At 65.8% G+C, this 12,709-nt stretch carries 7 protein-coding genes and 4 pseudogenes; 4 read left to right on the top strand and 7 right to left on the bottom strand.

The genetic code is table 11. The features are described from left to right. Window positions 1-368 precede the first annotated feature (368 nt). From BCD48_RS44085 to BCD48_RS57110, 3 genes and pseudogenes are all read left to right on the top strand, one after another. Window positions 369-764 (top strand): annotated as a pseudogene (locus tag BCD48_RS44085) (alcohol dehydrogenase catalytic domain-containing protein); the annotation flags it as partial. 152 nt (window positions 765-916) lie between these two features. Next, window positions 917-1,924, top strand: a complete 1,008-nt coding sequence (locus BCD48_RS44080) for an LLM class F420-dependent oxidoreductase (RefSeq protein WP_071054709.1) — start codon at window positions 917-919, stop codon at window positions 1,922-1,924. Then, a pseudogene (locus tag BCD48_RS57110) lies at window positions 1,848-2,300 on the top strand (ABC transporter substrate-binding protein); the annotation flags it as partial. The gene BCD48_RS44080 and the pseudogene BCD48_RS57110, both read left to right, overlap by 77 nt. A 137-nt stretch (window positions 2,301-2,437) precedes the next feature. On the opposite strand, the gene BCD48_RS44075 reads toward BCD48_RS57110, so the two are convergent. The 7 genes and pseudogenes from BCD48_RS44075 to BCD48_RS48310 all read right to left on the bottom strand — a co-directional run. Further along, on the bottom strand, window positions 2,438-3,298 hold the full coding sequence (locus BCD48_RS44075; protein WP_071054707.1) for an SDR family NAD(P)-dependent oxidoreductase: 861 nt from the start codon (window positions 3,296-3,298) through the stop codon (window positions 2,438-2,440). After that, window positions 3,298-4,182, bottom strand: coding sequence for an SDR family NAD(P)-dependent oxidoreductase (locus BCD48_RS44070; protein ID WP_071054705.1), 885 nt, complete (start codon window positions 4,180-4,182; stop codon window positions 3,298-3,300). The genes BCD48_RS44075 and BCD48_RS44070 overlap by 1 nt, the downstream gene beginning before the upstream one ends. 231 nt (window positions 4,183-4,413) lie before the next feature. Next, window positions 4,414-5,199 carry a class II aldolase/adducin family protein gene (locus tag BCD48_RS44065; RefSeq protein ID WP_071054703.1) on the bottom strand — a complete coding sequence of 262 codons (786 nt, stop codon included), beginning with the start codon at window positions 5,197-5,199 and terminating at the stop codon, window positions 4,414-4,416. 34 nt (window positions 5,200-5,233) lie between these two features. After that, window positions 5,234-6,004 carry an enoyl-CoA hydratase-related protein gene (locus tag BCD48_RS44060; protein ID WP_071054701.1) on the bottom strand — a complete coding sequence of 257 codons (771 nt, stop codon included), beginning with the start codon at window positions 6,002-6,004 and terminating at the stop codon, window positions 5,234-5,236. A 60-nt stretch (window positions 6,005-6,064) separates the two neighbouring features. Continuing rightward, window positions 6,065-6,694 (bottom strand): annotated as a pseudogene (locus BCD48_RS44055) (acyclic terpene utilization AtuA family protein); the annotation flags it as partial. 688 nt (window positions 6,695-7,382) lie between these two features. Then, window positions 7,383-8,768 carry an ABC transporter substrate-binding protein gene (locus tag BCD48_RS44050; RefSeq protein WP_071054698.1) on the bottom strand — a complete coding sequence of 462 codons (1,386 nt, stop codon included), beginning with the start codon at window positions 8,766-8,768 and terminating at the stop codon, window positions 7,383-7,385. A gap of 1,079 nt (window positions 8,769-9,847) precedes the next feature. Then, a pseudogene (locus tag BCD48_RS48310) lies at window positions 9,848-10,099 on the bottom strand (alpha/beta hydrolase); the annotation flags it as partial. Between the two features lie 1,381 nt (window positions 10,100-11,480). Between BCD48_RS48310 and BCD48_RS44045 the strand changes: the two are divergent. Beyond that, on the top strand, window positions 11,481-12,233 hold the full coding sequence (locus BCD48_RS44045) for an SDR family NAD(P)-dependent oxidoreductase (RefSeq protein ID WP_071054696.1): 753 nt from the start codon (window positions 11,481-11,483) through the stop codon (window positions 12,231-12,233). Window positions 12,234-12,709 lie beyond the last annotated feature (476 nt).

Here is a 12,709-nt window from a genome sequence, read left to right as displayed (position 1 = left end):
CGGCAGCGTCTGCCCGGTGCCTGCCCGAGCGTGTGGGTGTTGCCAGGCGATCCTTTCATCCCCGCGCGACCGCATCGTCCGGTCGTCGAGCGCAACGGTGACGTCGTGCACGGGGTTAGCTCCAGTACGGCCGACCGGTACCGATCAGTATGCGGCTGGATCGGCGGCCGTAGACGTAGGAACCGCTGAGCGCGTCCGTGCCGTCGACCCTCCCAGACGGTCGCATCGCGAGGCTGAATGCCGAGGATGGGGCCTGTATCGGAGACGGGACCATCCGGCGGGCGCGGCCGCTCTGTGGTCAATGCCACATAGTGTTCACTATATAAATCTGTGGCGTCTGTCGCAGGAACAGCCATAGCTTGCTGGCCATGCTCGCCGCCGCCGTCTCCGCGCACCCTGATGATCCGCTCGCCGGTCTGGCTGTGGACGAGCAGCCGGAACGACCTGCGCCCGAAGGCTGGACGACGGTCTCGGTCCACGCCGCGACGCTGAACCATCACGAGCTCTTCAGCCTTCGAGGGGTCGGCCTGCCAGCGGAACGACTGCCGATGATCCTCGGCTGCGATGCCGCCGGCGTGGCCGAGGACGGACGGGACGTGATCGTTCACGCGGCCATCGGGGACCCGGCCGTCTCTGGCGGCGACGAGACGCTCAACCCCAGGCGCACCCCGTTCTCCGAACTGCACCCCGGCACGCTCGCCGAGCGGGTCGCCGCACCGACCCAGAACCTGGTGCCCAAGTCGGCGTCGCTGACCTGGGACGAGTTCCGCGCAGCGGATGGACGGCTGGTCGCGGAGATGAAGACCATCGTCATCGTCACGGCCCGGATGCCGACCGCTCCTGACGCCGACGACGCCGCAAAACCATGACCACTGGCCGCCGGTCCCAGAACGGGCGGCCAGTCAGAAGGAGACGGATGAAGATCGACGCGAGCCTGTCCGACGACATCGGAGTGACGCAGGCGGATGCCGCGAGAATTGAGAGTAGCGGCTATGCGGGAGCCTGGACCGCCGAGACCAAGCACGATCCCTTTCTGCAGAGCCTGCAGGCCGCCATGGCGACCGAGACCCTCACCGTGGGGACCGCGATCGTCGTCGCGTTCGGCCGATCGCCTATGACACTCGCGAACGCTGGCTACGACCTCGCGCTCTACTCCCGGGGTCGTTTCGTGCTCGGCCTCGGCTCGCAGATCAAGCCCCACATCGAGCGTCGCTTCTCCATGCCGTGGTCAAACCCGGCCGCTCGCATGCGAGAGCTGATCCTAGCGACCCGCGCCATCTGGGCAGCCTGGCACGACGGCGTGAAGCTCGACTTCCGCGGCGACTTCTACTCGCACACCCTCATGACCCCGTTCTTCACACCTGAGCCGCACGAGTTCGGGCCGCCCCCGGTCTACCTCGCCGGGGTCGGTGAGAAGATGACCGAAGTCGCTGGCGAGGTTGCAGACGGGTTCTTCGTCCACCCGTTCACGACCATGCGGTACCTAGAGAAAGTCACGATTCCGGCACTCCTGCGCGGGCGTGCCAAGGCGGGCAAGGGTGGCCTCGATGGCTTCGTCATCAACGGTCCATCCTTCGTCACCATCGGCCGCACGGAGGACGACCTGGCGACCGCGATCCGCGGCACGAAGACCCGGATCGCCTTCTACGGCTCCACGCCTGCCTACCGCCAGGTACTCGAAATACACGGATGGGGTGACGCGCAGGACGAGCTCAACACCCTGTCCAAGCAGGGCCGCTGGGATGACATGGCCGACGTGATCACCGACGAGATGCTGCACGAATTCTCCATCGTCGGCACCCCGGCCGAGGTCGGACCCAAGCTCGTCGCCAAGGTCAACAAGGCCTATGAGCGCATCACATTCTACAGCGGGTACAACGCTGAGCCGTCGCTATGGGCCGATCTCCTCGCCGCCACCAAGTAGGAAGTCCCCGTCGCCTACGTCGTACTCGGTCGTCAGCGAGGGATCGATCACCACCTATGGCCAGTTTGTCGCGGCACGTGGAGGCAGGAGAGCCGCCATCGTCGAGGACCCGAACTCGGCTGCTACCCGCTCCTACAGCGACGGGATGGTGCGAAGCCTGACCGCGGCGGGCGTTCAGGTGGTGGCACGCATCGCTTACACGGCGGGCCAGAGTCCCGCCGCGCAGACGGCTGCGAACATCGCGGCCAGTCGAGCGGATGCGGTGATCGGCCAGGTGGCCCCCGACAGTCTCCGCGAGATCATCGCTGCCGCACGCCAAGCCGGTCTTGGTTTCAAGGCCGTTTTATCTGGCGCCGTGTACGACAGGGAGCTGCTTGAGCGTCCCGATAAATATGCTCTACTCGGCCGGGCTGCCTGTGCGCCGAATACATCCGCGGCTCTTCCAGGCTATTCACGGTACGGGTCGTCACCTTGGACGGTTCGCCGCTACCAACGATCAGGCGGCGAGTCGCATCATAGGTCGGGTACGGTGGTGGCGTCCCCTACCACTGTTCTCCCGTCGAGACTACGGACTGACTGTTGCAGGCTGTGGAGAAACGCTCGGCTGCTGGTGGACAGCCCGGTGAACGAACCCGTTACGAGTTGGTATGCGGCCTCGGCCATGGTCTCCAAGCTCTCCGCCGCCTGTGGTTGAGCGCGCATCCCGGCGACTGCTCGGGCGGACTGGCTCTCCGTGACGGCGACCTTGTGCGGGTAGAGCCCGTTGATATGGACACCGGTTCCGTGTAATTCGGCGGCGAGACCGAGTGTAAAGCGTTCGAGGGCGGCTTTCGAGGCGCCGTATGCCGTCAGTCCGTGGACCGTCCCTGCCGGGGCGAGGTACGGCACAGGTTGTTGGTGGATGCTGTCGCTCAACAGGTTGACGATCCTGCCCCAGCCTTTGTCCTTCATCATTGGAAGAGCTTGCTGGATCAGATCGACGGGTGCATGCAGGTTCACCTCGAACATCGTCCGCCGCTGGCCCAGCGTGACGCCGCTTGGAGGCGCCTGATGGACGTCGCCGAGCGCCGCATTGTTTACGATGATATCTGGAGGGCCGAAGAGCGATGACGCTCGATCAACGAGATCCGATCTTGACGCCCCGTCTGCGAGATCAGCCTCGATCAGGCCATGAGCGGCGCCAGCCTTCCTCAAGATCTCGAGTGTTTCGCTGACGAAGTCCTCGGAGGTATCGACGCAGGTGAATACCACCGCTGCTCCATGGGCCGCGAGGCGACACATGATCGCTCGTCCGATGCCACGGCGACCACCGGTGACCAACGCTATATGGCCCGTGAGAGCACTCAGCTCGCGATCGTGTGATGACGTATCCATTACCGGGCCCTCCTTACGTCGGCAAGAAGCTGGATGAGATCGGCCTGCTGCCAGCCGTTGACGAGCGTGGTCCCGGAAAGGTCCCAGACCGGCCGTCCCAACTCCGCCAACAGCTCGAGACTTGTAGTCACCCGTCCAGTCAGGCCGCTCGACGGCTCGGCGGTCGCGAGCGTGAGGATCGCCTCGGCCATCGTCTCGAGCGGCTCGCAGGCCGTCGCGGGCATCTGGCCGGCTTTGATCGACATGAGCACGGCTTCGGTCGCCGCAGCCCCGGTGGGCGCGATCGCATTGAGGGCCACCCCAGCGTCTTCGTACTCGGCCGCCGCGCTGACGGTCCATCGGTCGAGCATCGCCTTGGTGGAACCGTACGCCGAACCTCGGTAGGCGACAGCGCCCGCCGAAAACGGCGGACCATTGGGGATACGAGCGGAGATGGACGTTACATTGACTACCGACCCTCGACCTCGCGCCGCCATTCCTTGGAGCGCTCTGCGGGCGAGTTGCCATGGTGCCCAGACGTTGACCTCCTGCATCGCCCGCAGTTCCTCGTCGGCCCAGGCCGTAAAGCGTTTGAAGCCGCCGATCGCCGCGTTGTTGACCAGGATGTCGACTGGGCCGAGATCGGCCTCGACTCGGTCGATGAGCCAGTCCCTGCCTGGGATCGGCTCTTCGAGGTTGATTTCGACCGGGAGGACGTTGCCGCCCGCGGCCTCGATATATTCAGCGGTGCGCCGAAGCGAGCTGCCGAACCGCTCGGCATCGAGGGAGCGCGCGGTGATCGCAACCGCCGCACCCTCGGCGGCGAGGCGGATCGCTGCCGCCTTTCCGATGCCACGGCTGGCGCCAGTGACGATCGCGACGCGCCCATGACACAAATCACCCAAGATGGCAACTCCCTACATTTACCATGCGGCCTGTTTTCGGCCGGAACCTATAGCTCCGTTGAGTCGCGTCGGTGTGCGGAATCCAGCTCGCTCGTCGTTGTATGGCAGCCACGATGTCGTGTTCACCGCGGGGCGCAGGACCGGGCGTCGCCGATGAATCCCGAGACGTCACGAGGATCGCCGGCCGGTGTGGACCTAGCCAGGGCGGATGATCCACTCAGGTTGCGCAGTTCAGTCGAGGAGGTCTGGCTCCTCGGCGGTGATCCAGTCGTAGAGCGGTTGGAAGGAGAACCAGCCGAAACGGTGGGTGCCGACCTGGGAGGCGGTCAGCGCCGCGTCCTCGGGTGGGATCAGGTGGGGCTTCGTGAGGGACGCCTCGGCCATGAGCTGGGAGTGGGCGCAGCGCTCGTAGCTCAGGTGCCACCAGAACGCCTCGTCGACGGAGTGGCCGACGGTCAGGACGCCGTGGTTGCGCAGCAGAACCGCCTTGTGATCGCCGAGCGCCGCGGCCAGCTTCCTGCCTTCCTCCTCCTCGAGGACGACGCCGGTGTAGTCGTCGAGAATGCCCTGGTCCCGGTAGAAGGCGCAGGCGTCCTGGGAGATCGGGTCAAGCGGGCGGCCGAGCGCCGCCCAGGTCCGGCCGTAAAGGCCGTGGGTGTGCACGGCGGAGATGACGTCGGAACGGGCGTCGTGGACGGCGCCATGGATGGTCAGCGCGGCGTAGGCAACCAGGTTGCGCGCTCTGGGGCCCCTGTTCGGACCGTCGACGACCGTGCCGCTCCCGTCGACCAGGCAGAGGTCGGAGACCTTGACCTGGCGGAAGCTTTGTCCGTAGACGTTAACCCAGTAGTGGTCGGGCAGCTCCGGGTCGCGGACGCTGCCGTGTCCGGCGACGCCCTCGTTGAACCCGGACCGGCCAAGTACCCGAAATGCCGCCGCCAGCCGCTGCCTGCGGTACAGCCGCTCCTGTTCGACAGAGCTGAAGGTCGGCGGCGTCCGGGTGACGAATCCAGCCATTTCGTACTCCCTACCTGGCCCGGATCGGTTTCTACTACCTGACCTGGCGCTTGCTGAGACTCTTCTTGATCTCGGCAACCTGGGCCGCGAAGCCGGGCCGGGAGACCGCCCACTCCTGTGCCGCGAGCTCCAGCTCCAGCGCGGCCTTTGATTCGGTCAATGCAAGGCTGGCCCGCAGCGACTGCTTGGTCCGTGCCACTAGCTCCGGGTCCCTGTTGGCGGCCCGACGAGCGAGCTTCAGCGCCGCGTCAAGCAAGTCGTTCTCCGGAAGGCAGCGCCAGGCGAGGCCACGCGCCGCCGCCTCCTCGCCGGTCAGCGTGTCGCCGAGCAGGACGAGCGCCGCCGCGCCCTGGCTGCCGACCTGCCGGGACAGACGCCACAGATGGCCGCCGCCCGGGTGGATGCCGACATCGAGGAATCGCGGGTCGAAGACCGCTGACGGCGAGCAGAGCACGACGTCACAGGCCATCGGCAGGTTCAGGCCGGCCCCGATGACGGGGCCGCTGACGGCGGCGATCGTGGGAACCGGGGCGTCCGCGACCTTGAGAAAACCCTCGTACATCTCGCGTAACGGAGCCTTGGGCCTGACCAGGTCCTCCAGCGAGCCGCCAGAGCAGAACACAGGCGGCGTGGCACTAAGGATGATGGCCTGCGCACCGCCCTCGAGCGCTGTGTCCACGGCGTGGGCGAGATCCATGCTCAACTCATAGGACAGCGCGTTGCGTCGGGCGGGGGCGTCCAAGGTCAGCATCGCGACCCCGTCGTCCAGCGTCACCCGGACCAAGGCGTCGTCGCCTTCGGTCATGCGGGTCTCCTTCGGAGCAGATGAGCGACCATGATGATCGATAAATAGGATAATGTATACCTAGATTATAGTAGCTGCTATCCTTACTGTCGAGGGATCACCCACCCTCGGTCGGCACGGCCCGAGCCGCTGCGGGCTCGGCCCGGCGACGGCGCCAGCGAGCCGGTCCCAGTCGGTGCGTTCCGAGCCGTGCCACCAGGCCGCCGGGCCGACGACCAGGGAGGCGTCGGTGACCCGCGGGGTGATGACGATGTCGGCGCCGGCGGACAGCGCCGCGGCGATGCCCCAGCCGCCGAGGTAGGCGTTCGCCGTGACCGGCTCGATGCCGGTGTCGGCGAGACACCGGCCGGTATCGAGGTGGACGAACTTCTCGCCGGCGGCCTGTAGCGCGCTGACGCGGTCGACGAGGTTGTCGCCGGTGACGTAGGCGATGTTGGGGCGCAGGCCGAGGTCAGCCGCCACCGTGCGGACCTTCTCGGCAAGGCCCGCCGGGTCGAGCCCGCCCGCGTTAGAGACGATCCTGATGCCGCGGTCCAGGCAGGTACCGAGGACATCCTCGATCTGGGCGAGGAACGTGCGCGCGTAGCCCGTGCCACCGGGCCTGCTTCTGGTCTTCCAAAGTATGAGCATCGTCAGTTCGGCGAGGTAGTCCCCGGTGAGCACGTCGATCGGGCCGCCGTCGACCATGAGGCGGGCTCGTCGCGTTGACGGCGGATGCGACGCCGGGAGGACCGGTGCCGGGACAAAAAAGGCCTATCTTGATGGAGTTCGCTGTTATGCCCGGCGCCTGTGTCGGGCAGGTTTCGCCTTCTGCGGCGATGGTGTCTGACGCCAGTCCGCATCCGTGAGGATGGCGGGGAGGCCGACCAGCATGGCGGCCAGAGCAGTGGTAATCGCCCGCGCCCGCAGTCGGCGGAGGCTCATGACGCTCGGTCTCCCCGTTGTAGGAAAATGCGAAGCGTTACCGCGGGATGCCGTCGCCCGGTGGGATCCAACGCGGGCTCCTCATTTCAGCCGGGCACAGCGCGTGGCGGACACCGTTCCAAGCCATTCGCTGAGGCGGCCACGTGTAGGCCTCCATCTGGACTTGCTGGCCCTTGCCTGGTGGTCCGCGGCAGCCATTCGCGAACTCCCCGCCTGACGTTCCTGTTCCCTAACAGTCGACGTAACGAGTGTGGCGAGGCGCAAAACTTTTCGGCCGGCGCCGAACTGGGCGGCTGTATCGGCGCCTTGCCCCCAGAGAGGGTGCTGGTGATGAACAGGCGGGCGGCCGTGGCCGTTGGCTATCAAGAGGCTCAGGGGGCAGGTAGCTCGCTCTGGGGCACGTCGGGGCACACATCGCCGACGTGCCCCAGAGGGGAAGTACCTCGGCCTACGCCTATCCCTTGGCCGGCTTTTTCACGAGTAGTGAGCCGCAGGTGAGTTGGGTGATTGGCTTCCAGGTTCCGCCGGTGAGTTGAACAAGGGAGCTACAGGGTGTTGTCACGAAGTGGTTGAGTGGCCAGCGGGTCTCCGGTACGGCGCCATCGCCGTTGTGGACAAAGCCGGCGTTCAGGAAATTGACGAACTTGTCGACGGTGAGGTCCTTGCCGGCGGCAGTGGCGGCGGCGACGAACAAGTCGGCTGACCAGTAGCCGGCGAGCGCGGCGATGCCGATTCGCTGGTCGGGGGCGTACTTCTTGAAGTCCGCGACCATCTGGCTCGCGACCTTGTTGGAGTCGTCGATGCCGGGCAGCCAGCTGCCGGTCGCGTACATACCGTCGAGGTCATTCAGGCCGGACAGCGCCGGGTCGTAGATTGGGGTGAGGTTCTTGCCCGGGTACCCGGCGGCCTTCAGCGACTGGATGAGCTTCAGCGTGGTGGCGAAGTCGGTGATGTAGTAGACGACCTCCGGCGGAGTGCCGCCGTTGGCGGTCATGATTGCCTGGACGATGGCGGTGGCGTCGGTCAGGCCGCCGGCTGGGATAGGCGTCTTAGCGTAGATAACCTTCGTGCCGCCTGCTTCGGCGTAATGTTTGAGGGCGTCGACGGCGGTACGACTGGAGTCGAGGTCCTGGCCGACGATTGCGAGGGTATGTGTGGCTTTCGAGTCCGGGAACATCGAGTTGACCAACCCGGCGAGGTTATTGGCCAGCACGGCGGTATTGTAGTTGCATCCTGTGACGCCAAAAGCAAGCGCGGAGTCGCAGAAGCCGTCGTTGGTGCCCCAGCCGAAGTAGGGAACATTGTTCTGACAGAAGACATCGGCGTATCCGGAAAGGCTGGTGACAACCGGGACGGCGGCGAACGCTCTGTCCCGAGTCGCGATGATATTGGCCTGGGACAGGTTGCGGCTGGCATCCTGGCCGTCGTCGAGCACACCCCTAAAGTCGATCTTGCGGCCGTTGATGCCACCCGCCTCGTTGGCGGCATCGAACCGGACCTTGGCGCCGACGTCGGCACCTTGCATCGAGGCTCCGCCTGGACTGGTCAGATAGGCGAGGCCCTCGACGGTGATTGAGGTGTCAGTGATCCCGCGCGTCTCATCCTTGGACGGCTGGGTGCATGTCAGCTTGCTGGTGTCGACCTTGTAGCCGCCGTCGCTCCACCCAGTAGACGGGCCGGTGGTCGGTCCAGTCTTCACCCAGGCGGATGTGTCGTCGAGCGAGGCGACGTCCGAACCGCCGGCCGAGGAGCCACCGCAGGCCGCTGCGGCCACCACGAGGACCGCAACGACGGCCACGGGAGCGGCGCGTAGAGCCGATAACTGGCGCAGGATGCGCATGATCTTCCTCCGGCGAGGTTGAGTCTGGCGCGATGGCAGTCCGTCATCGCAGTGGTTACAAACGCCGAGGCCACGGGCGTCAAGGAGCGTCGACATAGCGGCTGCGGGTCCCTCCATCGCGAATGAGCGCGGAGATGTCCGCCCGCGACCAGATTGTGAGGTACCTCACGATAGCAGGTACTATTCTATATTGCAATGTTGGATCAACCACGCGGTCTACGCTGCCGTTGGGCCCGCGTGGTCGAGGTGGGCCACCGGGGTGCTGGCGGCCGGGTGGCGCCCGGATGGCGCGCGGGCTAGCCGGCATGGCGCCCCTGCCCTCGAGCGACACCGGGCTGGCTTGTGGCCGACGATAGTGACTATATATTCACTATCGTGAGGTGAGATCGCGTCAAGGCCCCTCAACCGTAGACATCCGGAACGCAGGCCTCGGGCTCATAGTCAACCGCAAGTCACTAGAGGGGTGCTGGGTGGTTCCCCTCGCGGCCTGGTGCACGACCACGGCCTGACGGCCGGAGGATCATCGACGATGGCGAAGTACGTCATGGCCGAGGAGGCGCTCACGGCGGTCTGCCATCCAGACCCATGGGCGACGTCAGCCCCGGTCGAATCTGGCCGGGCGCCGATGAGGGCTCGGTGGATGGGGCGGCCCGGGTACCGCAGGTGGGCGCGATGGCTGGTCCTGATCTCGGCATCTCGCCATACGAGCTCGCAGTGTAGGGACTGCTCGGGGACGGCGACCGGGGCACGGCCCCTACCTGCCGTGACAAAAGCAGTTGGCCGCACTGATGGAGACCAGCACGTAACGCCACGCGTGCGCTTGGGGTGCGACGGCTCGGCCCCAAACTGCCCCTGAACGAAAACGCCGTGCCAACGGCCGCGGCTTCGAACGCGGCGAGCACGTTGCCGACGACGTCCGAGGCGGTGGACATCCGGGAGCCGGTTTGGCCAGATGCCGCGTCTCATAGGAGAACGTCGAGGAGAAGCTCAATGAGTTGGCGGCCCTCATGAGCATCGTAGTGTCGGCCTATGGGATCGGGCGGACGCGCTGCTCCGGACCCGCTTGGGGTCGAGAACCCTCAGTCGGACCAGTGGGCGTCAACGAAGCAGCGGACCTCGCGGTCCAGCTCGGCGTCTTCAGGGGCCATGCCGAGGAAGCCCCCGTGGCCAGCCGCCTCCATTACATGCAAATCCGCCGTGATACCGGCGGCGCGCAGGGCGCGGTGCATCCGCACCGTGTTCGACAGGAACAGATCCCTGGTACCTGTGGTAAGCAGGGTTGGAGGGAAGCCCTTGGTGAAATCGCCGAACAGCGGGGAGAGATAGGGATCGACCCGAACGGCGAACCTGGGGTGATCTCCAACATCGGTCTCAAACCTGGCTGGACGCCGCCGGCCGGTATTCCGTGAATGAATCGGCGTACAGTGCTGATACCAGGGCCTGCGGCCTGATGATTCCGGCCCGCGGCCTCGATCGCCTCCCTGGAAATATCGGTGTAGAGTTCGCTTGGCCTTGGCGGGAAAGAGCGGTAATGATGAGCGAGGGCGAGACCGGTGCGGGGTGGCTCACTGCCGTAGATGACGACTGGCTGGTTGGCAGCAATTGCGGCTTGAACAAGAGAGGCAGACTCGGCGTCGTGCTGACCGGTGCGTAGCTCGTCGAGTCCGGTGACCCAGTTCTCATTGTGACGACGCTACTCTCGGCACGCCGGCGCCCATCCACCCCATCGCTCGGACGACCCCAACGACTTATTCAGATTGCCTTGATCTTGGCGTTCTAGTGAATGAAGTGCAACTGACGTGGGCGTTGCGAGCGAGTGGCTTAGCCGCAGACCATGTAACTGTGACAGTTTGTCGCAGATCCGCTCTCCTTCGTCACCACCTTTGGGGGCTCGTGGCGGGCGCGTGATCGACGGCGGTCGTCGGGTTGACCGGGTAGGTAGCCCTGCGGGCTGGTCGGGCCGAACCGACTCGTTGCACCACTACATAGTGGATGCTATCGTTCGTCTCGTCAGGGTACTCTAGGGCGGCAGTCGTGGCGGATCTCCGCTTCGACATGTGATTGGGGCGCTGGCGGCCCGGGTGCCATGGCCCCGCGCATACCGAGATCCTGAGTCGACGGAGGGCCTGCGTGCGTCTGGGCAGTACTGGGGCGCTGACGCCGGCCACCTATACCAAGGAGCGGCCCACCGCACAGCCGATCAAAGTTGGCATTCCGTGCTCGCTGTTGGGCGGCATCCCACCCGAGGCCGCCTGGAACAGCGTGCGGCCTGCGGCCTCGAACTGGGCATCGCACCGGCTGGAAGCCAGAGGAGTACGAGACCTTCGGGCTCGAAATTGACAGCCGCATCCAGCTCTTGGACGACAAGATCGCCGCCTGCCACGCACGCCCGGCGCTGCCGCGAGAGACGCAAAGATCCGCTAGGCGTGGGACCCTCCCGGTTGTGATAATGCGGCTCCCCAGGTAGGCGGCATCCTGCCGCTGGTCCGCAGTGAGGACGGCACCGCTCGACCTCACTGCGCGCTCACCGGCGCGGCTGTCCTCGTCCCGATCGGACAACCGGACTCTCGACACCAATCTCCGCGCTCGTGTCGGCGGCCTCCGATACGACTGAATGGATCGGGACCTCGGTCAGAGCTCGGAGAAGGTGTGAAGCCGATCATCCGTCCTGCGGGCATCCTGACTGCCGAACGATCGACGAAAGGTAAGCGCGTGGGCACGCTCGATGGCAAGGTCGCCCTCGTCACCGGGGCCGGGCAGAGCATCGGCCGAGGAATCGCACTCGCGCTGGCTGCCGAAGGCGCGGCTGTCACGATCGCCGAGCTGAACGCAGAGAACGCGAAGGCGGTCGCGGCGGAGGTCGAGGAACGCGGCGCCAAGGCACTTGCCTATCCATGCGACATCCGGGACACCGCGCAGGTCACGGCGTGCGTCGCAGCGACCGTGGACCGGTTCGGCGGGCTGAATATCCTGGTCAACAACGCGATGGCGAGCGTCGTCGGTGTTCCCCTGGAGGAGACGACCGACGCGACTCTCGCGCTGTCGTTCGCGACCGGGCCGGTCGCGACACTCGCGTTCATGCGGGCGGCCTTCCCGCATCTCAAAGGTGACGGGCGGATCGTCAACTTGCGGTCCGGCTCGGAGCTGTCCGGGCTGCCTGGCTACTCGGCCTACGTCGCGGCGAAAGCAGCCGTCGGCGGGCTGACGAAGGTCGCGGCCCGTGAATGGGGCACGCATGGCATCACCGTGAACGCGGTGTCCCCGTTCGCGCCCGGGCCGACGACACAGGCCAAGATCGAGGAGCACCCGAAAATGCTCGACGGGATCCTGCGCTCGCTGTCCATCAAACGAACCGGCGATGCCGAACAGGACATTGGCCGCGCGGTCGCTTTCCTAGTATCCCCGGCCGCCAGCTACATCACCGGCTGCACCCTGATGGTCGATGGCGGCGGCAGCTTCCTCTAAGCGAGCACTGTGTCCTCGAGGGATAAGGCGGATGGCGTTCCTTGACGATCTACACGCCCTGGTCGTTGATGGCGGCGGTGACCTCGGCTTGGTGAGTGCCGCGCACCGGATCGATCAGCCAACTGATTCCGGCCGAACCCGCCGAGGCGGCGGAGAGGAACGATTCGTTGCTATGCCGCTTGCGGAACGTGACTGTGATACTCGTGGCGTGGCCACCGTCACGCCAATCATCTCGCGGGCCTTCTCGACGAGCCTAGGGTCGGTCGAGTGTTGACGTGGCCGATCCGCCGATCCGCCGGTCCGTTCGCTGTCCGTCGACGGGCGCTGGCCCCTCAGTAGGCCCGCTAAAGGACCGTACCATGCACCTGCAGACCGACTAATCGGATTTCGTCCGACAATGGGCGAAAAGACGCCCGGGTATCGGTGTTTGATTACCGGATGGTGGTGGTAGAACGATTCCGTGGACGGGCCAGCGG

This window comes from Pseudofrankia coriaricola, from assembly GCF_001854805.1.
GTDB lineage: Bacteria > Actinomycetota > Actinomycetes > Frankiales > Frankiaceae > Pseudofrankia.
The sequence above is the reverse complement of the archived record's forward strand: the minus strand, read 5'-3'. Positions and strand labels throughout refer to the sequence as shown.